Genomic DNA, 24,527 nt, shown 5'->3' on the forward strand with positions numbered 1-24,527 from the left:
CAGGACCTGGCCGGCCTTCGCGCTACCGCCAGGCGGCCACCGGGTAGACGCCGTCGAACCCCTCCGCCGCGACGGCCCGCGCCAGCAGCCCGGTCGAGGCGATCCGCCCGGCCGGCCGGTGCAGCACGCTCTGCAGGTGGCGGTCGAGCACGGTGAGGTCGTGCTCCTCGCACAGGCCCATGGCGCCCATCACCTGGTGCCCGTTGGCCAGCACCGTGTTCGCCGCCTCGATCATCTGCACCCGCAGCGCCAGCAGGTCGGCCGAGCGCGCCTCGCCCCGGCGGACCAGCCACCACGCGTGCAGCGCCAGCTCCTCCAGCCCGTCGAGCGCGAGGGACAGGTCCGCGACGCGCCACCGGATCTCGCCGAACTTGCCGATCGGCTTGCCGAACTGCTGCCGGTCCCTCGCGTGCGTCACCGCCCGTTCGGCGGCGGTGGCGAGCGCGCCGGCGACCCAGAAGGCGTCGAGCAGCAGGCGCATCGCCGTGACCCGCGCCGCGTCCACGCCCGGCACCTCGGCGCCGAGGACGACGCCGGACGCGAACGGGTCCAGCGGCGCCGGGCGCGGCGCTCCGGCCGTCACCCGGCGGGCGACGCCCCGGTCCAGGTCGACGGCGACGGCGTCGCGCAGCAGGTCCGCGTGGTCGAGCCGGTGGGCGTTCCCCGAGATCAGGTGGACGCCGCCGACGTCGCCGCGCAGGTCCGCGGGGACGGCCAGCTCGTGCGCCAGCGGCCAGGGCAGCACGACGGCGCCCGCCGCCCGGACCGCCAGCATGACGGCGGCCGACTCGTCCTCGTCGCCCCACGGGTCGAGGCCGCGCAGGTCGAGCCGGTCGAGGGCGGGCGCGACGAGCGCCTCGCGCCGGGTCCGGTCCGCCTCGGCGGCGCGCGCGAGGTCCACCCCGCCCAGGGCGTCGAAGGCCCTGGTCACGCTCTCCTGGTAGGCGACGGCCGCCTGTGGCCAGTCACGACGCACGCCGGTCCCCCTCGATCGAGGAGCGGGCGACGAGCATGCGCTGCACCTCGATGGTGCCGGAGGCGATGGTCGCGGAACGGGCGTACCGGAAGACGTCCTCGACGTGGCCGAGCAGGCCGGCCGACGGGTCGGGAACGAGGGCGTCGGCGCCGGAGAGGTCGAGAGCCAGCGCGGCCACCTCCTGGTCGAGTTGGATGGAGGCCAGCCGCGCGATGGAGGCCTCCCTGTCGGTGAGCCGGCCGGCGTCGTTCAGCGCGACGGCGCGGTAGTTGAGCAGCCTGGCCACCCGGGCGTGCACCAGGGCGCGGGCGTACTCGTGCAGGGCGGCCGGTTCGGTCAGGGACGGGTGGCCGGCCAGCGCGGCGAGCACCCGCTCGTCGCGGGCGTACCGGGAGATGCCGATCCGCTCGTGCTTCATGACCCGCCGGATGACGTCCCAGCCGCGGCCGACCTCGCCGAGCACCGCGCCGGGGGCGACCCGTACGTCGTCGAAGAACACCTCGTTGAGGTGCTGCTCCCCCATGATCGAGTCGATCGGGACGACCCGGATGCCGGGCGAGTCCATCGGCACCAGGAAGATGGTGATGCCGTCGTGCTTGGCCGCGCCCCTGCCGGTGCGGGCGGCGAGGAAGCACCATTGCGCGAGTCCCGCGTACGAGGTCCAGATCTTCTGGCCGTTCAGCACCCACTCACCGTCGTGGAGCTCGGCGGCGAGCTGCAGCGAGGCGAGGTCGGAGCCGGCGCCGGGTTCGCTGAACCCCTGGCACCACACGGCCTGGCCGGAGGAGATGGCCGGCAGGTGCAGGGCCTTCTGCTCCGGCGTGCCGACCTCCATGATCACCGGTCCGACCCAGTTCAGGCCCATGTACTGCGGTCCGCGGGGTTCGAAGTGCGCCCACATCTCCTCCCGCAGGACGGCCTGCTGCCAGATGTCGGTGCCGGCGCCCCCGTACTCCTCGGGCCAGCTGAGCGTGAGGAGCTGCTCCTCGGCGAGACGCTCGACGACCCTGGTCACCACCGACTGGACCGCCGGGTCCGGCGAGAACGACGTCGTCCAGTCGTCGGGGAGGAGCTCCGCCAGCAGGGCGCGCAGGCGGACGCGCAACGCGTCCGCCCGCGTTCCCAGCCGGAGATCCACTGAGGTCTCCTCGGGCATTACTCCCCCGCACTCACGGCGGCTTCGACACACTTGCCGTCCGGGCACGGCTGAGCGGGTACGAAGACGCCGAGCTGGTCGGCATCGATGCCGATGCGCTTGTCGGGACCGAAGGTGTACGTGCCGTTGGCGCCCTTGAAGGTCCCCCCGGAGACGAGCGCCTTCTTGATCGCGTCGGGCTCGGTGGACTTGGCCTGCTGCGCCGCCTGGGTCACCAGCAGCGCCCAGTCGAAGGAGACCGCGCCCACCGAGTCGAGGGCGTTGAACTCGGTCTTGCCCTTGGCCTTGAGGTAGAGCTTGACGAAGTCCGCCGTGATCGAGTTGTCGCCGGTCGAGGACGACAGGAACGTCTTGGCGATGGGCCCGGCGGCGAGGGTCTTCTTCATGCCCTCCGGGATGAGCTCGGTGGTCGCCGGGTCGCCGATGCCGAGCACCGCGGACATCTGCGGGTTCCAGCCGATCTTGTTCAGGCTGGACATGGTGGCGACCAGCGGGGCGCCGTACGACCAGACGATGAGCGACTCGGCGCCCGCGTCCTTGAGCTTGTTGAGCTGCGCGGTCACGTCCGAGGCGGTGTTCGGGAAGCTCTCCTGCACGATCTTGACGTCGGGGAACTGGCTCTGCGCGATGGCGAGCGTGTCCTTGGTCTGCGAGGTGCCGAAGGCCGAGGAGTCGTCGAGCACGGCGACCGTCTTGCCGGCCGAGGCCGCGTACGACAGCAGCGGCGTGATCGAGGTCTCGCCGGAGGTGCCGGCACCGGTGCTGAAGGCATACTTGTACCGCTTGGAGTCGCCGACGTCGGCGGCGATCGAGCCGATGCCGCCGGCGGTGTCGCCGGGCACCTTCACCTGGTTGAGCACGTCCTGGACGGGCGGGAACGCCTCGGTGGTGAAGTAGAGCGCGGACACGCCGTCCTGGGCGAGCGCCCGGGTGGCGGCGACGGCCGCGGTCGGCTCGCCCTTGGTGTCGCGCTGCTCGATCACGATCTTCGTGCCGGGGTTGTGCTGCTCGACGTACTCGGCGCCGGCCTTGAGCCCGGCCAGCGAGTTCTGGCCGCTCGGGGAGAGCGGGCCGGTGAGCGCCCCGACGAAACCGATCTTGATGGTGGTGCCTTCGGCGGCGTCGCCGGAGGATCCGCCGTCGCCGCACGCGGCGAGCGCGAGCAGCGCCACGCACACCACGGCTGTGCCCGTTGTGGCACGTTTCCTCATGGGGGTGTCCTTCCTGGGGGGTTTTCGCGGGGGGTGGTGGGGGTGGGTCAGGAGAGGTAGGCGGCCTGCAGCAGGTCGGGCAGGTCCGGGTCGGCGCCGCGCACCCGGTGCGCGACGTGCCCGTGCCGCAGCACCACGACGTCGGCCTCCAGCTTCTGGGCGACCTCGACCCGCTGTTCGACCAGCAGGACGGCGAACCCGGCGTCCCGCAGGTCGGCGAGGATCTCGATGGTCCGGCCGACCAGCTTGGGCGACAGGCCGTTCGTGGGCTCGTCCAGCATGATCACGCGGGGTCCGCCGGCCACCGCGCGGGCGATGGCGAGCATCTGCTGCTGGCCGCCGGACAGGCCGCCCGCGAGGCGCCGCTCCATCGGGCGCAGTTCGGGCAGCAGGTCGAGCGGGTCGAGTTCGGCCTTGCGGGCGGCGCGGGCGGCGGCGACCCGGAGGTTCTCGGCGACGGACAGGCTCTTGAACACGTGCCGGCCCTCCAGCACGTGGCCGAGCCCGGCCCTGGCCCGCCTGCTCGCGGGGAGGTTGTCGAGGCGCAGGTCGTCCAGCCAGATCCCGCCGGTGGCGGACTCCAGCCCGCCGATGCCGCGCAGCGTGGAGGTCTTCCCCGCGCCGTTGGCGCCCAGCAGGGCCAGGCAGGTGCCGGGCTCGACGGTGAGTGACAGGTCCTCGACGGCGGTGACGCCGCCGTACCGGACGCTGAGTGCGTCCACCTTGAGCCGGCCGCCGTTCACGCGACCCCCATGTACGCGGCGCGGACGCTGTCCACGTCGTGCAGGTCCCCGGGCTCGCCCTCCCACAGCACCTTGCCGAGGTCGAGGACGACGACCCGGTCGACCAGGCGGCTGATCATGTCCAGATGGTGTTCGACGATCACGACGGCCACTCCCGCTGCGGCGACGTCACTGACGACGCGCTCGAATCCTTCGATCTCCGTGGCCGACAGCCCGGCCGCGGGCTCGTCCAGGAGGAGGACCTCCGGACAGGTGCCGAGTGCCATGGCGGCCTCCAGGAAGCGGAGCCGGCCGTGGCTCATCTCCCTGCTCTCCCGCATGCCGGCGGCCGGGTCGTGCGGGTCGAGGCCGCCGAGCTCCAGCAGGGTGAGCGCGCCGCGCCGGCAGGCGTCCCGCATCGCCTCGTCGCGTTCCCCGTGGACGGCCGGGAGCGCCAGGTGCTCCTCGATGCTCATGCCGGGGAACGTCTTCGGGGTCTGGAAGGTACGGGACACGCCGCGCCTCGCCACGGCGGCGGCGCCGAGGCCGCCGAGGTCGGTCCCGTGCAGGGTGATCCGGCCGGCGGTCGGCGGGTAGTGCCCGGACACGACGTTGAGCAGCGTCGTCTTGCCCGACCCGTTCGGCCCGATGAGGCCGACGATCTCGCCGCGCCGCAGCTCCATCGACACCCCGGCGAGCGCGTCCACGCCGCCGAAGCTGCGCCGCAGGTCGGTGACCCGCAGGATCGGCTCGCCCGGCGCGCGTTCGGGCACCTCCACCTCCGGGGTGGCGGCCAGGTCGCGCAGCGCCTCGGGGGCGGGCGCCGCGGTGCGGCTGAACAGGCCGCGTGGCCGCAGCCGCATGAGCACGATGAGCAGCGCGCCGTACAGCAGGTTGTTCAGGTGCGGGTACTCGTCGAGGCGCAGCGGGATCAGCACGAGCAGCACCGCGCCGACGACCGGGCCGAGCCGGGAGCCGCTGCCGCCGAGCACCACCATGACCAGGAACAGGATGGACAGGTTGGAGGAGAAGGCGTCCGGCGAGATGTAGGCGGACAGGTAGGAGAACAGCCCTCCGCTGAGCGCGCCGAGCGCGGATCCGGCGGCGAAGGCGACGACCTTGGTGAGGTAGCCGGAGACGCCGAGCGCGGACGCGCCGATCGGCTCGTCGCGGACCGCGACGGTGGCCCGGCCGAGGCGCGAGGTCCGGTAGCGGGCGTGCAGCCAGTAGCTGACGCTCGCCACGACGACGATCACGATCGCCACGACCCACGGGGTCGAGACCGGCTCGCCGCCGAACCAGAGCCGGGCGTCGATGCCGGCCAGGCCGTTGTTGCCGCCGGTCACCGACTGGAACTGGATGAGCATGTCGTTGACGACGAGCATCAGGCCGAGCGACATCATGGCCAGGCCGATCGCGCCGAGCCGGCCGGCGGGGAACCCGGCCAGCGCACCGGCGGCGAGCCCGGCGAGCGCGGCGAGCGGCAGCGCCGCCCAGATCGGCCAGCCGTACGAGACCACCAGGACGGCGGTGACGTAGGCGCCGATCGCGAACGACGCGCCCTGGCCGAGGGACAGCGCGCCGGCGTAGCCGGTGGTGATGTTGAGTCCGAGCGTGGCGACCGCGTACAGGCACACCAGCTGCAGGACGTAGCCGTTGTAGGAGAGCGGGCCCCACAGGGCCAGCAGCGCCGTCGCGACGACCAGCATCGCCGCGCCGTGCGCGGCGGGCCTGGCGAACACCCGGCGGACGGGAGCGGGGGTGGCGTCGCGGCCGCGGGCCGCGGCGGCGCGCAGGGACCTGGACAGGTCGGAGATCCGGTACGACATCACACCGCCCGCACCGGCGCCGCGCCGAACAGGCCGTGCGGGCGCACCACGTAGACCAGGGCCAGCAGCAGGAACACCGTCAGGTTCACCGTGAGGCTGCCGACGTGGACCCCGGCGAACTGGCTGACCACGCCGATGACCAGGCCGCCGACGACGGCGCCGCCGATGCTGCCCATGCCGCCGATCGCGGTGGCCACGAACCCGTAGAAGGTGTACGACATCCCGAGCGACGGGGTGACGAGCTGGGTGGAGGCCACCAGCACCCCGGTCACCGCGGCGACCAGCGCGGACAGCACCGTGGCGATCTGCGAGGCGCGGGCGCGGGAGATGCCGATCGCCTCCGCGCCGTCGAGGTCGTCGGCGATCGCGCGCAGCTCCAGCCCGACGCGGGTGCGCCGGTAGAACAGGAGGAGCAGCCCGGCGACGGCGAACAGCGCGGCGACCGCGGTCAGCTCGGCGGGCGAGACCGCCAGGCCGGCCAGGTCGAAGCGGTGCTTGCTGACGCCGTACGTGAAGTTGCGGGACTCCCCGCTGTAGGGGACGGCCAGCAGCTCGGCCAGGACCACGCTGACCGCGAGGGTGGACAGCAGCCAGGAGGCGGACTGGCCCGACTGGACGAACGGCCGCACCGCGGTCCACTCGACGGTCAGCGCCACCACCACCATCACGGCGAGCGCGGCCACGTACGCGAGCCAGACCGGCAGGCCGGCGCCCACCGCCACCAGCACGGACATCGGCATGAGCATCACCATCTGCCCGTGGGCGAAGTTGATGACGCCGGTCGTCGTGAACAGCGTGGCGAAGCCGACCGCGACCAATCCGTAGATCGCGCCGTCCGCCAGACCCGGCACGAGCACCGTCTGGAGAAAGTCATGCATGGGGGGACCCGGTTCCGGCGCGGGATGTGACGTCTCTCTTCACCATGGCGCGAAACGTATATATGATTTGGATGACAGTCAAGGAGGGCGTCCCGGCGCCCGTGGGGAGGCGCCCGTGTCGAGCAAGAGCGGCGGAGCAGACCTGGAACGTGCCGACGGGGTGCTGCTCAGCACGGTCGCCGGCGGGACGCTGGTCGTGACATTCAACCGCCCGCAGTCCGCCAACGCCCTCGACGACGAGCTCATGGACGCGCTGGCGGACCTGTGGCGGGCCGCCGCCGGGGCGCCGGAGCTGCGCGCGGTGCTGCTCACCGGCGCGGGCAAGGCGTTCTGCGCCGGGGCCGACGTGTCCATGCTCTCGGTGCCGAGGGTGAAGGTGGGCGACACCGCGGCCGACGAGCTCGACTTCCTGCCGGGACCGCGCCTGGGCATCCCGGTCATCGTCGCGGTGAACGGCGTGTGCGCGGGAGGCGGCCTGCACTTCGTGGCCGACGCCGACATCTGCATCGCCTCCACGGCGGCCCGCTTCCTGGACCCGCACGTCAGCGTCGGCCAGGTGTCCGCGCTGGAGCCGCTGCAGCTCCGGCTGCGGATGCGGCCGGACCTGCTGACCCGGCTCGTCCTGCTCGGCCGGCACGAGTCGCTGTCCGCCGAACGGGCCGAGCGGGCCGGCCTCGTCTCCGAGGTCGTCGAGCCGGACGCGCTCCTCGGGCGTGGGATGGAGCTGGCCGCGATGGTCGGGCGGAACTCGCCGGAGGCCGTACGGCTCAGCCGCCGGGTGCTGCGCGCGTTCGAGGAACGGCTCATCGCCGCCGACATGGACCTCGGCTGGGAGCTGATCCGGCGGCACCGGCACCATCCGGACGCCGTCGAGGGCCCCGCCGCCTTCCTGGACAAGCGCGAGCCGAAGTGGACGACGTCATGAGGGCGGCCGACTGGAGGCGCAGGCCGCGGGTGGTCGCCCCCGAGCTCATGGACGCCTGGCGGCGCCGGGGCTTCCGCACCGAGGAGCGGATCGGCGACCTGCTGGACCACGGGGCGACGCGCTGGCCGGACCGGCCGGCGATCATCACCGCGCACGGCGAGACGAGCTTCGCCGAGCTGGCCGCCACGTCCGCCGCGGTCGCCCGTACCCTGCTCGCCGGCGGGGTCCGGCCGGGCGACGCGGTCTGCTGGCTGCTGCCGACCGGACCGCACGCCGTCGCCGTCGCGGCGGCGATCTGGCGGATCGGAGCGATCAGCAGCCCGATCGTGCCGCTGTACGGCCCGCGCGAGATCCGCACCGTGCTGGACCAGATCCGGCCGGCGGCCGTCGTCACGTACGCCGACGACCGGCGCCGGGCCTACCCGGACGAGTTCGACGAGGCGCTGCGCGACCTCGGGCACGAACCCGCCGCGCGGCTGCTCACCACCGGCCGGTCGGCGGGCTGGCGGGCGGCGGACGGGGAGGGCCCCGGCGCGCTGCCGTCCGGGGTCGAGCCCGCCGCCCCCGAGGACCCCTGCCTGGTGCTGTTCACCTCGGGCACCGAGTCCGAGCCCAAGGGCGTCGTGCACTCCGTGGCGGGCCTGCGGCACGAGCTGCGGACGACCGTCGTGGAGTGGGGCCTGACCTTCCGCGACCGCATGGTGATGGCCTCCCCCGTCACGCACATCACCGGCCTCCTGCAGGGCTTCATGATCCCCTGCCAGGTGGGGGCGACCGCGGTGCTGATGGAACGGTGGGACCCGGCCGCGTGCGCCGAGCTGGCCGACCGGACCGGCGCCACGTACATGGCCGGCGCCACGCCGTTCCTGCGTGAACTGCTCGGCGTGTACGCCGCCGAAGGGCGGGACCGCTCGCCGCTGCGCCAGTACTGCTGCGGCGGCGCGGCGGTGCCGCCGGACCTCATCCGGCACGCCGGCGAGCTGGGCATCGCGGCCTACCGGGCGTGGGGCATGACCGAGCTGCCCACCGCGACGCTGCCGAACGAGCTGGATCCGATGGAGTTCCGGGCCGAGACCGACGGCCGGCTCGCGCCCGGCGTGGAGCTGCGCGTCGTGGACTCCTCGGGCCGGGACGCCGCGCCGGGCGAGACGGGCGAGCTGCTGCTGCGCGGCCCCGAGATGATGCTCGGGTACGTGCGCGAGGAGCTGAACGCGCACGCGTTCACCCCTGACGGCTGGTTCCGTACCGGGGACCTCGGCTCGCTGGCCGCCGACGGGCAGGTGCGGATCACCGGGCGGCTCAAGGACGTCATCAACCGGGGCGGCGAGAAGTTCTCGGCCAGGGAGATCGAGGAGGCCATCGTGCGCCATCCCGACGTGGCGGCCGTGGCGATCGTCCCAGTGCCCGGCGGGCGGCTCGGTGAGCGGATCGGCGCGGCCGTGGTCTCGGACCGGGAGGACCTGACCCTGGAGGAGGTCGGGCGGGCGGTGACCGGGCAGGGGCTGGCCCGGCACAAGCAGCCTGAGCTGTTGCGGGTGGTCCGCTCGCTGCCGACCAACCCGACCGGCAAGATCAACAAGTCCGCGGTGGTCAAGCTGTTCGACCCGGGGACCGGGTGATGGGCGGGCTTATGGGCGGGCTTATGGGCGGTGCGGGCTGATGGGTGAGGGCCTGCTGGACGGGCGCTGCGTCGTCGTGACGGGTGCCGGGCGGGGTCTGGGGCGCGCGTACGCGCTCGCGTGCGCCGCCCACGGCGCCGCGGTCGTGGTCAACGACGTGGACGGGGCCGCCGCGCACGCCGTGGCCGCGGAGATCGCCGCCGCCGACGGGCACGCGGTGGCCGAACCCGGCTCCGCCGGGTCGTGGGAGGTCGCGGCGCGACTGGCCGGGACGGCGGAGCTGGAGTTCGGCCGGCTCGACGGCCTCGTCGCCAACGCCGGGATCACCCACCACGGCCCGCCGTGGGAGGAGAACGAGGCCCGGCTGCGGCGGATCACCGAGGTCAACGTGCTCGGCGTGCAGTTCGCCGCGGTGCACGCCATGCGGGCGATGATCCGGCGCGGCGCCGGCGGGTCGATCGTCACGGTCGTGTCCGGCGCCCGGTTCGGCATCCCCGGCATGAGCGCCTACGGCGCCACGAAGGGCGCGGTGGCCGCGATGACCGCCGGCTGGGCGCGGGACTGCGCGTCCGCCGGCATCCGGGTCAACGCCGTGTCGCCGCTGGCCGAGACCGGCATGGCCGCCCTGGACACCCGCCCCGACCGGCCCGCGCTGGGCTCGCCCGGGGACGTGGCGCCGGTGGTGGTCGCGCTGCTCAGCGACGCCACCCGTGGCGTGACCGGCCGGATCGTCCGCTTCGACGGCGCCGACCTCGGCGTGTACGCGCCGGAGACCCTCACCCCGGTCACCGGCTGGACGGCCGGGGATACGGCGTCGTCGATCGCGAAGGCCCTGGCCCGGCTCGGCGGTTCCACCGCGGCCGGGTCCAGCTGATCATGCCGCCTTCGGGTTCCTCCGGCCGGGCTGATCGCGACCCCTCGCGTTTCTGACGCGGCGGTCAGCTCCCCGGCCGGCGCCACCCGCGCAGCACAGGGCCGTCAGCTCCCCCGGCCGACCCCGCTCGCGCAGCACAGGGCGGTCACGTCTCCGAGCGGCCCCATTCGCGCAGTACGTCCGCCGCGTCGGCCGCCGTACGCGGGACCGGGGCCACCGGGGCGGCCGGGGTGCGGGAGAATCTGGGCGCCGGGGCCGCCTGGACGACGCCGTCCGCCTCGGCGTACGTGCCACGCGCCGCCAGATGCGGGTGGCCGGGGGCCTCGGCGAAGCTGAGCACCGGGGTGACGCAGGCGTCGGTGCCGGCGAAGTGCGCGGCCCACTCGTCGCGGGTCCGGGAGGCGAACGCGGCGGCGAACCGCTTGCGCATCGCCGGCCAGTTGGCCGGGTCGTTCTGCTCGCCCAGCTCGGCCGGGTCGAGGTCCAGCCCGGCCAGCAGCGCCGCGTAGAAGTGCGGCTCCAGCGCGCCCACCGCGACGAACCCGCCGTCGGCGCAGGCGTAGGTGTCGTAGAAGGGCGCGCCACCGTCGAGCAGGTTGCCCTCCCGTTCGTCGCGCCAGGCCCCCATGCCGCGCAGGGCGAGCGTCATCTGGCTGAGCAGCGCGGTGCCGTCGACCATGGCGGCGTCGATCACCTGGCCCCGGCCGGAGCGGGAACGTTCGAACAGCGCGGCCAGCACGCCGACGAGCAGCAGCATGGACCCGCCGCCGAAGTCGCCGACCAGGTTGAGCGGCGGCGGAGGGGCCTGGTCGGCGCGCCCCATGGCGTGCAGCGCGCCGGTCAGTCCGATGTAGTTGATGTCGTGGCCGACCTGGCCGGCCCACGGCCCGTCCTGGCCCCACCCGGTCATCCGGGCGTAGACGAGGCCGGGGTTGCGGGCGAGGCAGACGTCGGGGCCCACGCCGAGCCGTTCCACCACGCCGGGGCGCAGGCCCTCGATCAGCACGTCCGCGCGTTCGGCGAGATCGAGGACGACGGCCCGCCCGTCGGCGGACTTCAGGTCGGCGTGGACCTGCCGCCGGCCGCGCAGCACGGCGTCGGTCGCGTCAGGGGCGCCGAACCGGAGCCCGCGGCCCGCCGGCCGTTCGATCCTGACGACGTCGGCGCCGAGGTCGGCGAGCACCATGGCCGCGTGCGGGGCCGGGCCGAGCCCGGCCAGTTCCACTACGCGCAGTCCCGCCAGAGGGCCGTCCTTCATCGGGGGGTTCCACCTTTCTCCTTGCGCTTGCCGTTCACGAACGCGTCGAGCCGGGCCCCGGCGGCGGCGGACGCGGCGGCCTCGGCGACCGCCGCGGCCTCGACGCCGAGCTGGTCGGCCAGCGACCGGGCCGGCGCGTCCCGGAGCAGGCGCCGGGTCCGGCCGAGCGCGGGGAACGGCCCGGCCGCGATCCGCGCCGCCGCCTGCCTGGCCGCCTCGGCGAGCTCGTCGTCGGGGTGGACGCCGGTGACCAGCCCCCAGTCGGCGGCCTCCGCCGCCGTCAGCCGGCGGTCGGTCAAGGTCAGGGTGAGCGCCCGGCGCAGCCCCACCACCTGCGGCAGCAGCCAGGACGTGCCGCAGTCCGGGGTCAGCCCCGCCTGCGCGTACGCGGTCAGGAACGTCGCCGACTCGCCGGCGAGCACCACGTCGGCCACCAGGGTGAGCGCCAGTCCGGCGCCCGCCGCCGCGCCCTGGACGGCGGCCACGACGGGGACCTCCAGCCCGGCGAGGGCCAGCACCGCGCGGTGCGCCGTCGTGGCCAGCTCCAGCACGTAGCGGGCGCGGTCGGCGGCGCCGTGCATGGCGGTGACGTCGCCGCCGGCGCAGAAGTTGCGGCCGCGGCCGAGCAGCAGCACGCAGCGCACCCCGGGGTCGGCCGCGGCGGCCTCGACGGCGTCGCCGAGCGCCCGCGCCGTGGGCAAGTCCAGCGCGTTCGAGTACTCCGGCCGGTCGAGCTCGATGGTCGCCACGCCGTCGGCGACCTCGTAGCGCAGCGAGCCGCCGGTGACGGCCCGCTCGTCGGCCGGCGCGGTGGTCAGCCCGGCGAGGATCAGGTCGGCGAGGTGCCGGTAGGCCTGCGCGGCGTCGAACCCGGTGGCCGACTGGATGGCGCCGCGCTGGATGGAGTTCATGACCTCGGCCACCGCGGCCCCCACGAACGGCGCGTGGACCGAACGCAGCACCCCGGCCCTGACCCCCTCCGTGACCAGGCTCCGCACCCGCTCCGCCGCGAAGCGGGTGTTCTCCTGGTAGACCTCGTTGGCCGGGCCGAAGCCGGCCACGTCCGCGAGGAACGCGGCCGAGGCGGGCTGCAGCTCGGCGGCGACGGCCTCCAGGTAGACGGCGAGCTGCCGGGCCGGGTCGCCGGAGGCGGTGACCTTGGCCTCGATGCGCTCGGTCGCCGTCTTGAAGAACGAACGGACGGCGGCCACCACGATCTGCTCCTTGCTGGGCGCCACCGCGTACAGGGTGGTACGGGAGCAGCGCAGCCGCTCGGCGAGATCGCCGATGTTGAAGGACGCGAATCCCTCGGCCAGGAACAGCTCGCGGAGCTGCGCCAATGTCTCCTCGGGCCGGGTGCGGCTCCTGTCGGGCGGTGGCATGGCACCGACTCTACGGCACCCTCTGGCGCCCAGTACAGTCTCTGATACTTTGGTACTTGATTCCGTACTGCGCGAAGGAAGCCTGGATGCCCGCATCGCACGTCATGCCCAGCGAAGAGAGCGCCGACCTGATCGAGATCGTCCGGGACCTCGCCGACAGGGAGCTGGCCCCCCGCGTCTCGAAGGCCGAGGCCGACGAGGAGTTCCCGCGCGAGGTGTTCCGCACGCTCGGCGCGATGGGCGTGCTCGGCCTGCCGTACCGCGAGGAGTACGGCGGCGGCGGTCAGCCCTACGACGTGTACCTGCGGGTGCTGGAGGAGGTCGCCCGGGTCTGGTCCGGCGTCGCCGTCGGCACCAGCGTGCACGTGTTGTCCTGCTTCGGGCTGGCCGGCTTCGGCACCGACGAGCAGCGGCGGGCCTGGCTGCCCGGCATGCTCGGCGGCGACCTGCTCGGCGCGTACTGCCTGAGCGAGCCGCACGCCGGCTCCGACCCCGCCGCCATGACCACCCGCGCCGTCCGCGACGGCGACGACTACGTGCTCACCGGCGCGAAGGCGTGGACCACGCACGGCGGGCGCGCCGACTTCTACACGGTGATGGCGCGGACCTCCGACGACCGCAAAGGCATCTCCTGCTTCCTCGTCCCGGCCGGCGCCGAAGGGCTGAGCGCCGACCCGCCCGAGCGCAAGATGGGCCTGACCGCCTCGCCGACCGCGACGATGCGGCTCGACGGCGTACGGGTGCCGGCCGAGCGCAGGATCGGCGCGGAGGGCGACGGTCTCCGCATCGCGCTGGCCGCGCTCGACTCCGGCCGGCTCGGCATCGCCGCCGTCGCCACCGGCCTGGCCCAGGGCGCGCTCGACCACGCCGTGGCGTACGCGAAGGAGCGCTCGACGTTCGGCCGGCCGATCATCGAGCACCAAGGGCTGGCGTTCCTGCTGGCCGACATGGAGGCGGCCGTGCAGACCGCGCGCGCGATGACGCTGCACGCCGCCCGGCTGAAGGACCTCGGCCTGCCGTTCGGGCGGGAGGCGTCCATCGCCAAGATGGTCGCCACCGACAACGCCATGAAGGTCACCACCGACGCCGTCCAGGTGCTCGGCGGCTACGGCTACACCCGCGACTTCCCGGTCGAGCGCTACATGCGCGAGGCGAAGGTCATGCAGATCTTCGAGGGCACCAACCAGATCCAGCGCATGGTCATCGGCCGCTCGCTCGCCGGGAACACCCCACCCGTGATCACCTCGCTCGGCAGGGAGAAGCACTGATGCAGGTCGCCCACACGGCCGTCATCGTCACCGGCGGTGCCTCCGGCATCGGCGCCGCGACCGCCGAGCTGCTGGTCAAGGAGGACGCTGAGGTCTTCGTACTCGATCTCAAGCAACGCATCGACGCCGCGGAGCCGGTGCGGGGGGTGGAGTACCTTCCCACCGACGTCACCAGCCCCGAGGAGGTGCGGGCCGCCGTGGCGACGGCCGCCGCCGGCCTGCCGCTGCGCGCGGTCGTCAACTGCGCGGGCATCGGTCCGTCGGCGCGCATCCTGGACGGGAACGGCGTGCACGACCTCGACCTGTACGCGCGGGTCGTGCAGGTCAACCTCGTCGGGACGTTCAACGTGCTCGCGCTGGCCGCCGAGGCGATCGCCCGTACCGAGCCGGACGAGCACGGCCAGCGCGGCGTGATCGTCAACACGGCCTCGGTGGCCGCCTACGAGGGGCAGATCGGGCAGGCTGCGTACTCCTCGGCCGCGAGCGGCGTCGCCGGACTGACCCTGCCCGCGGCGCGCGACCTCGCCGAGCACGGCATCCGGGTCAACGCCATCGCCCCGGGCCTCGTGGAGACGCCCGCCGAGCTGCGCGAGGGGCCGGCGGCCGGCGTCCCGTTCCCGCGGCGGCCGGCCCGCCCGGACGAGTACGCGCATCTGGCGCTGGCGATCATCCACCACGACTACCTGAACGGCGAGGTCATCCGGATGGACGGCGCACTACGGGCGGCGCACGCCCACGCGGGTGGGCCCAAGTGAAATCGGTGGCAGAATGCAGTCATGCGGCTACCCCGAGCAAGGTACTTCAACACCACCGGTCCGTGCGATCCCCAACGCCACTACATGCTGCCCCCCACGCAGCGGCTTCCCCAGGCGCGCGAGCTCATCGAGATGGACCGCTACTTCGTGCTGCACGCGCCCCGGCAGACCGGCAAGACGACCACCCTGGACACCCTGGCCTCCGAGCTGACCGCCGAGGGCGACATCGCCGCGCTGTCGCTCTCGTGCGAGCGCGCCAAAACGGCCGGCGACGACATCGCCGCCGCGGAGACGATTCTGCTGGACTCCCTTCGCGAGGCCGCCGAGCTGTCGGGATGGCCGGACGAACTGCTTCCGCCGGCCCCCTGGCCACAGAACCCGGTGAGAACCCAGTTCGGCAAGGCGCTGCGTGAGTGGTGTCGCCGCTGCCCGCGCCGGGTGGTGCTGTTCCTCGACGAGATCGACGCCCTGCAGGGCGACAGCCTGATCAGCATCCTCAATCAGCTCCGCCACGGTCACAACGCCCGGCACAAGGGGCTTCCGTTTCCTGCTTCGGTGGTGCTGTGCGGGCTGCGCGACGTGCGTGACTACAAGGTCGCCTCGGGCAGCCCATCCGACGGGTCGAACCCGGCCAGCCCGTTCAACATCGTCGCCGATTCACTGCGCCTGGGCGACTTCACCGCCGACGACATCGCCGAGCTCTACGGCCAGCACACCCAGGCCACCGGCCAGGAGTTCACCAAAGACGCGGTGGACCGGACCTTCGAATTGACGCAGGGCCAGCCCTGGCTGGTCAACGCCCTCGCCTACGAAATCATCTCCAAGATGAGAGTGACCGGCGCCATCACCTGCGAGCGGGTCGAGGAGGCCAAGGAGCGGCTCATCCGAGCGCGCGCCACCCACCTGGACTCCCTGGTGGCACGACTGCACGAACCACGGGTGGAACGAGTGATCGAACCGATCCTGGCCGGAACATACCCGGACACCGACGCCACCTTCGACAATGACGTCTCCTACGTTCACGACCTGGGCCTCATCCGCGGAACCAGGGACCTGGAGATCGCCAACCCTATCTACCGCGAGGTCCTGCTACGAGTCCTGGGCGATCGCACGGAGCGGTTCGTCAAGGCCGAGCCCCGCAGCTTCGTGCTCCCCGACGGCCGGTTCGACCTGCCACGCCTGCTGCAGGAGTTCGTCGTCTTCTGGCGCGAACACGGCGAAGTCCTCATCCAGCAGGAGGGCTACCACGAGGCCGCCTGCCAGATCATCCTCATGGCCTTCCTGCACCGCCTCATCAACGGCGGCGGCCACCTCGACCGCGAATACGCCGCCGGCACCAAACGCCTCGACGTCCTCATCCGCTGGCCCTACACCACCCCCGACGGCGAACGGCAGCTCCAACGCGAGGTCATGGAACTGAAAGTCTGGCGACCAGGCGAAACCGACCCCACCCACGCCGGCCTCACCCAACTCGACCACTACCTCGACCGCCTGACCCTCACCACCGGCTCCCTGGTCATCTTCAACCGCCGCCCCGAAGCCCCACCCTGGCAGGAACGCGGCCACTTCGAACACGCCACCACACCCGCCGGCCGCCAAGTCACCATCCTGCGCGTGTGACGGTCTGACCCCCACCTGGCGCGCCTCCTGCTCTCGAGATGTGTCCTCATGATCCAGGCGGGGCGGGCGCTCATGATTTGGGCGGGGCGGGCGAAGCACGCAGGGCGTCAAGGAGGCGAGACAGCGCCGCCTGGGTGTCGGCCAGGTCGGCCGGGGCGGACTGCGCCAGCCACAGCGCGGCCTCGTTCATCGCCCCCGACAGCAGCCGGGCCAGCGGTGCGACCGGCTGGGCGGGAAGGGTCCCGTCCGCGACGAGCACGGTCAGGGCGTCGGTCAGGTGCCGGACGCTGGTGGCCTCGTCGATCGCGCGCCAGTCGTTCCAGCCGAGCACCGCGGGGCCGTCGATCAGCATGATCCGCTGCACCTCCGCATCGGCACCGGCCGCGACGAACTCCGCGCAACCCGCCTTGAGCTGCGCCCACGGGTCGTCCTCCGCCTCGGCGGCCTCGGCCACCCGCCTGGCCACCTCGCGTTGCACCTCTTCCAGCACGGCGCGGAAGAGGTCGGTCTTGCCGGTGAAGTGGTGGTAGAGGGCGCCTTTGGTGACGCCGGACTCTCGTACGAGCTCCGCCAGCCCCACCCCGGCGTAGCCCCGGGCTGCGAAGAGGCGCCTCGCCGTGTCGAGCAGCACGCGGCGCGTCCGCTCCTTCTGTTCGGTCCTGGTCATTCCGCCCCTCTTTGACATACCGATGGTATCTCAAATAGCGTACGCCGACATACCAGCGGTATGTGAACGTGACGAGGAGGAGCGCATGGAGCTGAACAGCGTGTATCCGGTGGTGTGCACCGCGGACCTGGCCGCGTCGAAGGACTTCTACGTCCGGTTGTTCGGTTATGAGGTGACCTTCGAGGCCGACTGGTACGTGAGCCTGCGCCGCGGGCCGTACGAGCTCGCCCTGCTCGACCACGAGCACCCGACGCTGCCCGCGGCCTACCGCCGGCCGGTCGCGGGGCTGCTGCTCAACTTCGAGGTCGCCGACGTCGACGCCGAGTGGGAGCGGCTGGTCGTCCGCGAGGGCCTGACGCCGGAGCTGGAGCTGCGCGACGAGGACTTCGGCCAGCGCCACTTCATCGTCGCCGATCCGAACGGCGTGCTCGTGGACGTGATCACGCCCATCGCGCCGTCGGAGGAGTACGCGGCCCAGTACGTGCCCTCCTGACGGCGGCGGGAACGAGGACCTTCGCCCCTTCTCCCGCCCCCGCCGTCACAGGTGATAGTGGAGGTCCTGATTAAGGCGCTGATCTATCACGGGCCAGGCCGGCTCGCGTGGAGGAGACTCCGGGTCCACGGCTCACCGAGCCGACGGACGCGATCGTGCGCGTGGACGCCGTCACCATCCGCGGCACCGACCTGCACATCCTCAAGGGCGACGTCCGGCGGTCGAGCCCGGCCGGATCCTCGGCCACGAAGCCGTCGGCACCGTCATGGCGGCCGGCAGCGCGGTCACCACCGTCAAGCAGGGCGACCGGGTGCTGGTCTCCTGCATCACCGCGTGCGGCCGCTGCCGCTACTGTCGCACCGTCACGTACGGGCAGCGCCTGGGCCGCGGCGGCTGGATCCTCGGCCACCGCATCGACGGCACCCAGGCCGAGTACGTCCGCGTCCCGTTCGCCGACACCTCCACCCACGAGCTGCCCGAGGGAGCGAGCGACGAGGCGGCGCTCATGCTCGCCGACATCCTGCCCACCTCGTACGAGGTCGGCGTGCTCAACGGCCGGATGCGGCCGGGCGACAGCGTCGTCGTGGTCGGCGCCGGGCCCATCGGCCTGGCGGCCATCACGACCGCGCGACTGTTCACGCCCAGGCACATCGTCGCCGTCGACCTGGCCGCCTCAAGGCTGGAGGCCGCCAAGCGGCTCGGCGCGTGGAACGACAGGCATGCTCTCCGGCAAGGCGAAATCACACTTTCCGTGAGAATACGGTGGTCCGATATACGCGCGGCATATCGCTATTTGGCGATCGTGGATTCAGAAGACCCTGTGGCTCAGCCCCGACGAGCTCAGCGCGATGACGGCCGACCTGCTCGCGGTGCTGCGCGACCGGCTGGCCAACACACCCGCGCCAGGCCGCACGCCCTACCTCCTCAGCGCGATCCTGTTCCCCGCCGAGCGACCGCCCGACGCATAGAACGGGTCGTCAGCCGGCTGGATCCTGCCGCCGGCCCTCGATGCCGATGCTTGTCGCTGACGGCGGACGGCGGACGGCGTGGCCGTGCGTCGCACTCCGGTGCGGCGGGACTCAGCGGTAGCGGGCGATCATGGGGCCGAAGTCTCTGCCATAGACGAGGCCGACCGCGTAGACCGTCCTCGTCCCTGGCACCGCGGTCACCGCGGAGACGTCGATCTCTCGTCTACGGTTCGCCCCTGTCATCGGAGGGAGCTTGGTCCGGCTGCCGTCGGGCGCCACGCGGATGGTCGCGCTGAGGCCGCCTTCTTCGGCGTCCCAGTCGACCAGGATGATCCCGTCCGCGCCGTCGGCCCCGGCCGCGCTGACCGTCGGCGAGCCCGGCATCCAGGACCACGCCCTGCCGTCCCAGTGCATGGTGATCGTGGTATTGCTGATTCCGTCCTCGTAGTCGAACACCTCGCGGGTGCCGAGGGCCCACACGTTGCCGGGTGCGTGGGCGACGACCTGGGTGAGCGTGATCTTCGGGATGCTGCCGTCCGGCCGGCCCGAGCTGTTGATCTCGTGGCTGGGAGTGCGGTCCTCAGGCGCGGGGACGAGCTGCCATGACCGGCCGTCCCAGCGCATGGTCGCCGCCTGTGAGCTGGCGCTCCCCTCTGCGAGCGGCCGGCCGGTGCCGCCGACCGCCCAGACCTGGTCAGGCGCCGCGGCCGACACCGACGCCGCCCAGGCGGGCAGGCGCATGACGGTCCATGCCCGCCCGTCCCAGTGCGCGGCGTGATCCCCCACCACCAGCCACACGTCGTCGGGGGCGAGGGCGGTGGCACCGGCCCGCTCGCCCGGGTCGTAGTCCAGGTCCGGCAGCCGCACCCGGCTCCAGCGCTCGCCGTCCCAGTGGTGCGCGGCCAGAGCGGTGGTGGCGGCGAAGATCCAGGCGTCGCGCGGCCCGGTCGCGACGAGTGCGGGAAACCTCTCGTGATCTTTGGAGTCCCACGTCAGCTCGGGTGCCGGGCGCTCGCGCCAACGCCGGCCGTCGAAGTGCAGGAGCAGCACCGGGCCGGTTCCTTCGTCGGGGCTGCCGAGGGCCCACACATCGTGCGGCCCGCCGGCTGCGACCGCTCTCAGCCGGGTTCCGCGCTGATCGCCGACATGCGCGAGCTCCCAGCCCCGGCCCCGGGCGGTGGAGGCCGGAGAGGGATCGCGCGTTGCCGCGGTGACGCCGGGGGAGGTGGCGGTCCGCACGGGCGCGTCGCGGGGCGCAGGCGCGCCGCCGCACCCCGCGCTCAGAACGGCGACCGCACATGACAGGGCCAGCCATGTGCCGCCGCGGACGCGGGTCGCCTGAGCCGGTTGTTGATCTCGTTCTGCGGCTCCTCGCGATGCCGGCGCGGCGCTTTCTGCGAGAATCTCCGGATCCGACACCTACCGCCCCTTCACGGCGTATGCGACCTTTCGGCAGTGTACGGAGGAGAACGCCGGCTCGGGCGTCTTCTTCCACGCGGTCGCTTCTCCCACCCGGTCGCTTCTTCCATCCGGTCGGCGGGGCGGACGGCTCGACGCAGCCCAATGTCCGGACGAGCTCGGCCGCCTGCTCAGGTGCCGGGGGGAGGCGGTGCTCGCAGGAGGCGGCGCTCGCAGGAGGCGGCGCTCGCAGGAGGCGGTGCCCGCAGGAGGCGGTGCTCGCAGGACCGCTTCACGATCGGCGCCGCGCCTCGCCTTCTCGCGTGTGATCAGCCGCCTTCAGGACACGGTCCCCTACGGCACGACGGCGAGCGTGACCGCGAGTACGGCGAGGAGGGACCCCATGACCAGGCGTTGCGCCCGGAGCCAGGTGGGGCGGACGGCCAGGAACCCGGCGATGCCGCCGGCGGCCAGTACGATCGCGAGGTTGACCAGCAGGGCGACGGCGATCTGCACGCAGCCGAGCACGGTGCCCTGGAGCAGGACGTTGCCCTGGTCGAGGGCGATGAACTGCGGGATGACCGCGACGTAGAGCAGCGCGATCTTCGGGTTGAGCAGGTTGGTCATCAGTCCCATGAGGAACAGCCGGCGCGGCGGCTCTGGCGGCACGTCCTGGGACGCGAAGACCGACACTCCGCCGGGCTTGAGCGTCTGCCAGGCCAGCCACAGCAGGTACAGCGCGCCCGCGACCCGGATGACGGTGAGGAGTCCGGGGAGGGCGGCGAACAGCACGGCCAGACCGAGGTTCGCGGCCACGAGGTAGACGAGGAATCCGGCGGCGACGCCGGCCAGGGAGATGACGCCGGCCCGCCGGCCCTGGCTGGTGCTCCGGGATATCAGGTACATCATGTTGGGCCCCGGCGACAGCACCATCCCGAGACCCACGGACGCCACGCCGAGCACCGCGGTTTGTTCGACCATGGGACGAAGCTATCGACTTCGCGATCTCGGTACAATATGGTGAATTGAAGTCGGAGCAATGAAGGGATTGGGTGGCCCGAAGGTGGAGGACTTCAGAGCAGTCGCCGACCTGATCGCCGGGGAGATCGCGGCGGGGCGGCTGCGGCCGGGCGACCGGCTGCCGCCGCAGCGGGCGTTCGCGCGCAGGCACGGCATCGCCAGCTCCACCGCCGCCCGCGTCTACCAGGAGCTGACCCGCCGGGGGCTGACGGTGGGAGAGGTGGGTCGCGGCACGTTCGTCCGGGCTGCCGATCCTCGGCCGGGGCCGGCCCTGGCCGAGCCCGCCGGCAGCCGGATCGACCTGGAGCTCAATTATCCCGTCGTCCCCGGGCAGGCGAAGCTGCTCGCCGACGGCATCAACCCGCTGCTCCGCACCGACGTGCTGGAGTCGGTCATGCGGCCGGTCGGCGCGGCGGGCACCGCGTCGGCCCGCGGCGTGGTCGCCGACCTGCTCGCGCGCGGGCGGTGGCGCCCGGACCCCGAGCGGCTGCTGTTCGCGGGCAACGGCCGTCAGGCGATCGCGGCGGCCCTCTCCGCGTTCGTCCCTCCCGGCGGGCGACTCGGAGTGGAGGAGCTCACCTACCCGGTGCTCAAGGGCATCGCGGCCCGAGCGGGCGTCACGCTCGTCCCGCTGCGGACCGACGCGGCGGGCCTCGATCCGGCGGACCTCGCGAACGCCGCGAGCAAGGCCCCGCTGAAGGCCGTCTACGTCCAGCCGACCATGCACAACCCGCTGTCGATCAGCATGCCCGAGCAGCGCAGGGCCGAGCTCGCGAGCGTCCTCGCCCGCCTGGACCTGCTCGCGATCGAGGACGCGATCTGGTCGTTCCTCCGTGACGACCTGCCGCCCCTGGCCGCGTACGCCCCCGAGCACACGGTCCTCGTCGACAGCCTGTCCAAGCGGCTCGCGCCCGGCCTGTCGCTCGGCTTCGCGGTCCTGCCGCACGCCGCCGTCGCGTCCGTCGCGACGGCGCTGCGCTCGGGCGGGTGGACGCCGATGCGGTTCGCGCTGGAGGCGGCCACCCGGTGGCTGAGCGACGACACCGCGCGGTCGGTGGCCCACGCCAAGCAGCAGGACGCGGCCATGCGCCAGGAGATCGCCGCGAGCCACCTCGCCGGTTTCGCCGTACGCAGCGATCCGCGTTCCTATTACTGCTGGTGGGAGCTGCCGGCGCCGTGGAGGGCCGACACGTTCGTGGCGGCCGCCGCGCGGCACGGCATCGCGGTCACCCCCGGGGCCGCGTTCGCGGTCGGGCGGAACAGCGCCCCCAACGCCGTCCGCCTCGGCCTCGCCTCACCCCCACCGGAGACCCTCTCCCGGGCCCTGGCCGTCCTCGCCGGCCTCGCCCGGTCCACGCCGGACGATCTCCTCGCCGAGTGACTCCCCTCCGGCGATCTCGGGCGGGAGACCCGCCTCTACCGCCGGCGCATCAGCAGGCGGCCCTGGCGGAACCGCTCCCCCTCGTGAGGCTCGCGCAGCACCCGGCCGACCTCGGCGAAGCCGGCCGCGCCTGCCAGCGCGGCCAGCTCGTCGATCGGCCACCGGTACGCCTGCGTCACCTTGTGGTCGAAGGGCGTCACCGGCTCCCCTTCGGACTCGAAGAAGCCGAGCAGGAGATGGCCGCCCGGGGCCAGGACCCGGCGGAACTCCCTGAAGTACGCAGGCAGCTCCTGCGGCGGCACGTGGATGACGGAATACCAGGACACGATGCCCCGCAGCTCTTCATCGGCCAGGTCCAGGGCGTCCATCGAGCCGACCTCGAAGCGCAGCTCCGGATACGCCTCACGGGCGAGGTCGATCATCACCGGCGACAGGTCGAGGCCGAAGACGTCCAGTCCCAGCTTCCGCAGGTACGCCGTCACGTATCCAGGGCCGCAGCCGAGCTCGGCGACCGGCCCGCCCCCGCTGGTCCGTACGAGCTCGGCGAACACCTCCAGCGACGCGCGGTCCAGCGGCTGGTCGTCGAGCGCGTTCCGGAAGAGGCCGGCGTACAGGGCCGCGACAGCGTCGTAGGCGTTCGCCGTGGCGGTGAGGTAGGAGGGGCGTTCGATCATGACGGGCCACCCTACCCGAGGGCCGCGGCCCGCGCCCGGCCGTCGCCCCTCCGCGGCGGACGCGCGGATTCGGATCCCGGGTGAGTTCTGATGCTCCATGCTGAGCGTGTCCCAGCATCGTCCATGCTCACCTGCGAGGAGCCCTCTTGACCCGGTACGCCGTCGATCGCAGCCGCAACGCCCTCATCGCCTCCTGGAACACCGGGCTGGGGGACACCGCGGCGGTCGTAGCCGATCTTCCCGCCGGGATGTCCAGTCACGACGCCCTCGCCCTGGCCAGGGCGCTGACCCGGCTCTCCGAGGTCTGCTGGCGGTGTTACACCCATCCGGCCAGCGCCGCCGGCAGCCAGGAGCCCGGCTCGGAGGGCGAGCGCCGGCAGGCGGAGCGCGATGCCTTCGCCGTCGTCCTGACCGCGCTGACCAGCCCGAACCTGCCCTCGGACGGCTACCTGGCACGCTCCTTCGTACGGGTCGAAGAGGCCGCGCACCGGGTGGGCCGGGCCCTGCACGCGCTCGGCGCCGCCGAGCTGACCACCCGCGTCACCATCGACGTCGCCGCGGAACTGGCCGCCATCGAGCAGGCCGAGCTGGGCAACCTGGCCGAACGCGCCCGCCAGGCGGTCGCCCTCACCCGTGAGGACGCCTCCCCCGTCCAAGTGGCCCAGGCGAACAACCTGCTGCACGACGACCCGTTCGGCCCCGAGACGCTCTTCACCGAGATCGACCCGGCGGCCGCCGCCGTCGCCGCCGCACACTGGCTGGACGCGGCGGCCACCGTCACCGCCGAGTACGCCGGGCTGCCCGCCGCGCAGATCGTGGTCGAGGCCGACACCATCGAGGCGCTCCCCCACGAGACGCCCACCCTCGTCCTGGAGCTGATGGCCGACGGCGCCTCCCCCCGCCAGGCGGTGATGTCCCTGATCCGCGAGGCCCTGCGGGTCGCCGAAGGCGAGATCCCCGACCTGACGCAGCTCCAGCAGCGGATCAACGCCGCCGAACGGCTGCTCGCCCAGTGGCGCGAGGACCAGCGCGAGCCGCGCCTGGACGCCCTCGGCCTGCGGCTCACTCCCCTGGACCCCGCCCGTCCGGCCCTCGATCTCCTGGAGGACCTGCTCAGCGGGATCCGCGGCTGCTGGCTGTTGTACGCCGAATACGCCACAGAACGCGACGAGACGGACGAGACGGACGTCTCCCGCGAGGAGGGGCCCGACGCGGAGGCCCCCGACGCGGAGGACCTCGATGAGGAGGGATGGCGGGAGCGCCGCATCGCGTCGTTCTTCGCCGAAGTCCGGCAGGCGGCGGCCGCCCGGCGCGACCGCCTGCTGTGACCGCCTGCAGTCCCCCCGCCGCCGTCCACCGCCGCGCCCTGCTGCCGCGCCCTGCTGCCGCGCCCTGCTGCCGCGCCCTGCTGCCGCGCCCTGCTGCCGCGCCCTGCTGCCGCGCCCTGCTGCCG

The 24,527-nt window shown here is 73.2% G+C and carries 22 protein-coding genes and 1 pseudogene; 10 read left to right on the top strand and 13 right to left on the bottom strand.

Features of this window, described 5'->3' with window-relative positions; translation table 11 throughout:
* Window positions 1–22: 22 nt before the first annotated feature.
* From SMD20_RS16810 to SMD20_RS16835, 6 genes are read right to left on the bottom strand one after another with little or no spacing between them, the layout of a single operon-like run.
* Complete coding sequence (locus SMD20_RS16810) at window positions 23–976, bottom strand: acyl-CoA dehydrogenase family protein (protein ID WP_329581647.1); 954 nt, start codon at window positions 974–976, stop codon at window positions 23–25.
* Window positions 966–2,114, bottom strand: a complete 1,149-nt coding sequence (locus SMD20_RS16815) for an acyl-CoA dehydrogenase family protein (RefSeq protein WP_329581649.1) — start codon at window positions 2,112–2,114, stop codon at window positions 966–968. The genes SMD20_RS16810 and SMD20_RS16815 overlap by 11 nt, the downstream gene beginning before the upstream one ends.
* Before the next feature lie 17 nt (window positions 2,115–2,131).
* Window positions 2,132–3,343: an ABC transporter substrate-binding protein gene (locus SMD20_RS16820; protein ID WP_329581651.1), complete on the bottom strand. Its 1,212-nt coding sequence runs from the start codon at window positions 3,341–3,343 to the stop codon at window positions 2,132–2,134.
* 47 nt (window positions 3,344–3,390) lie between these two features.
* Window positions 3,391–4,086 carry an ABC transporter ATP-binding protein gene (locus tag SMD20_RS16825; RefSeq protein WP_329581654.1) on the bottom strand — a complete coding sequence of 232 codons (696 nt, stop codon included), beginning with the start codon at window positions 4,084–4,086 and terminating at the stop codon, window positions 3,391–3,393.
* Window positions 4,083–5,894 carry a branched-chain amino acid ABC transporter ATP-binding protein/permease gene (locus SMD20_RS16830; RefSeq protein ID WP_329581657.1) on the bottom strand — a complete coding sequence of 604 codons (1,812 nt, stop codon included), beginning with the start codon at window positions 5,892–5,894 and terminating at the stop codon, window positions 4,083–4,085. The genes SMD20_RS16825 and SMD20_RS16830 overlap by 4 nt, the downstream gene beginning before the upstream one ends.
* Window positions 5,894–6,772 carry a branched-chain amino acid ABC transporter permease gene (locus SMD20_RS16835; protein WP_329581659.1) on the bottom strand — a complete coding sequence of 293 codons (879 nt, stop codon included), beginning with the start codon at window positions 6,770–6,772 and terminating at the stop codon, window positions 5,894–5,896. The genes SMD20_RS16830 and SMD20_RS16835 overlap by 1 nt, the downstream gene beginning before the upstream one ends.
* 115 nt (window positions 6,773–6,887) lie before the next feature.
* On the opposite strand from SMD20_RS16835, the gene SMD20_RS16840 reads away from it, so the two are divergent.
* Genes SMD20_RS16840 through SMD20_RS16850 form a run of 3 tightly spaced genes read left to right on the top strand, consistent with a single transcriptional unit; the run spans window position 6,888 to window position 10,190 of the window.
* Complete coding sequence (locus SMD20_RS16840; protein WP_329581662.1) at window positions 6,888–7,697, top strand: enoyl-CoA hydratase/isomerase family protein; 810 nt, start codon at window positions 6,888–6,890, stop codon at window positions 7,695–7,697.
* On the top strand, window positions 7,682–9,316 hold the full coding sequence (locus SMD20_RS16845) for a class I adenylate-forming enzyme family protein (RefSeq protein ID WP_329581665.1): 1,635 nt from the start codon (window positions 7,682–7,684) through the stop codon (window positions 9,314–9,316). The genes SMD20_RS16840 and SMD20_RS16845 overlap by 16 nt, the downstream gene beginning before the upstream one ends.
* Before the next feature lie 40 nt (window positions 9,317–9,356).
* Window positions 9,357–10,190, top strand: coding sequence for an SDR family NAD(P)-dependent oxidoreductase (locus SMD20_RS16850; protein ID WP_329581671.1), 834 nt, complete (start codon window positions 9,357–9,359; stop codon window positions 10,188–10,190).
* A gap of 145 nt (window positions 10,191–10,335) precedes the next feature.
* Here SMD20_RS16850 and SMD20_RS16855 read toward each other — a convergent pair whose 3' ends face one another.
* Complete coding sequence (locus tag SMD20_RS16855) at window positions 10,336–11,448, bottom strand: CaiB/BaiF CoA transferase family protein (RefSeq protein WP_329581675.1); 1,113 nt, start codon at window positions 11,446–11,448, stop codon at window positions 10,336–10,338.
* Entirely contained in the window at window positions 11,445–12,830 is a 1,386-nt protein-coding gene (locus SMD20_RS16860) for an enoyl-CoA hydratase-related protein (protein WP_329581678.1), read from the bottom strand. The genes SMD20_RS16855 and SMD20_RS16860 overlap by 4 nt, the downstream gene beginning before the upstream one ends.
* Before the next feature lie 86 nt (window positions 12,831–12,916).
* Here SMD20_RS16860 and SMD20_RS16865 point away from each other — a divergent pair, with 86 nt between their 5' ends.
* From SMD20_RS16865 to SMD20_RS16875, 3 genes are read left to right on the top strand one after another with little or no spacing between them, the layout of a single operon-like run.
* Window positions 12,917–14,098 (top strand): acyl-CoA dehydrogenase family protein, encoded by a 1,182-nt coding sequence (locus SMD20_RS16865; protein ID WP_329581680.1) that lies wholly within the window; start codon window positions 12,917–12,919, stop codon window positions 14,096–14,098.
* A complete protein-coding gene (locus tag SMD20_RS16870) occupies window positions 14,098–14,853 on the top strand; it encodes an SDR family NAD(P)-dependent oxidoreductase (RefSeq protein WP_329581683.1) in 756 nt (251 codons plus the stop codon). Before SMD20_RS16865 ends, SMD20_RS16870 begins: the two co-directional genes overlap by 1 nt.
* 21 nt (window positions 14,854–14,874) lie before the next feature.
* The gene (locus SMD20_RS16875; protein ID WP_329581685.1) at window positions 14,875–16,473 is read left to right on the top strand and encodes an ATP-binding protein; all 1,599 of its coding nucleotides are present in this window, start codon (window positions 14,875–14,877) and stop codon (window positions 16,471–16,473) included.
* A gap of 70 nt (window positions 16,474–16,543) precedes the next feature.
* Here the strand turns inward: SMD20_RS16875 and SMD20_RS16880 are convergent, their stop codons facing one another.
* Window positions 16,544–17,140: a TetR/AcrR family transcriptional regulator gene (locus SMD20_RS16880; RefSeq protein ID WP_329581688.1), complete on the bottom strand. Its 597-nt coding sequence runs from the start codon at window positions 17,138–17,140 to the stop codon at window positions 16,544–16,546.
* Window positions 17,141–17,225: 85 nt separating this feature from the next.
* Between SMD20_RS16880 and SMD20_RS16885 the strand changes: the two genes are divergently transcribed.
* On the top strand, window positions 17,226–17,633 hold the full coding sequence (locus tag SMD20_RS16885; protein WP_329581691.1) for a VOC family protein: 408 nt from the start codon (window positions 17,226–17,228) through the stop codon (window positions 17,631–17,633).
* A 265-nt stretch (window positions 17,634–17,898) separates the two neighbouring features.
* A pseudogene (locus tag SMD20_RS48360) lies at window positions 17,899–18,030 on the top strand (alcohol dehydrogenase catalytic domain-containing protein); the annotation flags it as partial.
* Here SMD20_RS48360 and SMD20_RS16890 read toward each other — a convergent pair.
* The 3 genes from SMD20_RS16890 to SMD20_RS16900 form a co-directional block, all read right to left on the bottom strand.
* A complete protein-coding gene (locus SMD20_RS16890) occupies window positions 17,982–18,272 on the bottom strand; it encodes a hypothetical protein (protein ID WP_329581692.1) in 291 nt (96 codons plus the stop codon). The pseudogene SMD20_RS48360 and the gene SMD20_RS16890 sit on opposite strands and share 49 nt — an antisense overlap.
* Before the next feature lie 440 nt (window positions 18,273–18,712).
* A complete protein-coding gene (locus tag SMD20_RS16895; RefSeq protein WP_329581695.1) occupies window positions 18,713–19,651 on the bottom strand; it encodes a hypothetical protein in 939 nt (312 codons plus the stop codon).
* 702 nt (window positions 19,652–20,353) lie between these two features.
* Entirely contained in the window at window positions 20,354–20,980 is a 627-nt protein-coding gene (locus SMD20_RS16900) for a LysE family translocator (RefSeq protein ID WP_329581698.1), read from the bottom strand.
* 58 nt (window positions 20,981–21,038) lie between these two features.
* On the opposite strand from SMD20_RS16900, the gene SMD20_RS16905 reads away from it, so the two are divergent.
* Window positions 21,039–22,400: an aminotransferase-like domain-containing protein gene (locus tag SMD20_RS16905; protein WP_329581700.1), complete on the top strand. Its 1,362-nt coding sequence runs from the start codon at window positions 21,039–21,041 to the stop codon at window positions 22,398–22,400.
* Window positions 22,401–22,435: 35 nt separating this feature from the next.
* Here the strand turns inward: SMD20_RS16905 and SMD20_RS16910 are convergent, their stop codons facing one another.
* Window positions 22,436–23,074: a class I SAM-dependent methyltransferase gene (locus tag SMD20_RS16910; RefSeq protein ID WP_329581705.1), complete on the bottom strand. Its 639-nt coding sequence runs from the start codon at window positions 23,072–23,074 to the stop codon at window positions 22,436–22,438.
* 146 nt (window positions 23,075–23,220) lie between these two features.
* Between SMD20_RS16910 and SMD20_RS16915 the strand changes: the two genes are divergently transcribed.
* The gene (locus SMD20_RS16915; RefSeq protein ID WP_329581708.1) at window positions 23,221–24,402 is read left to right on the top strand and encodes a hypothetical protein; all 1,182 of its coding nucleotides are present in this window, start codon (window positions 23,221–23,223) and stop codon (window positions 24,400–24,402) included.
* Window positions 24,403–24,527 lie beyond the last annotated feature (125 nt).

It is taken from the genome of Nonomuraea sp. LP-02, assembly GCF_036289125.1.
Taxonomy (GTDB): Bacteria; Actinomycetota; Actinomycetes; order Streptosporangiales; family Streptosporangiaceae; genus Nonomuraea; species Nonomuraea bangladeshensis.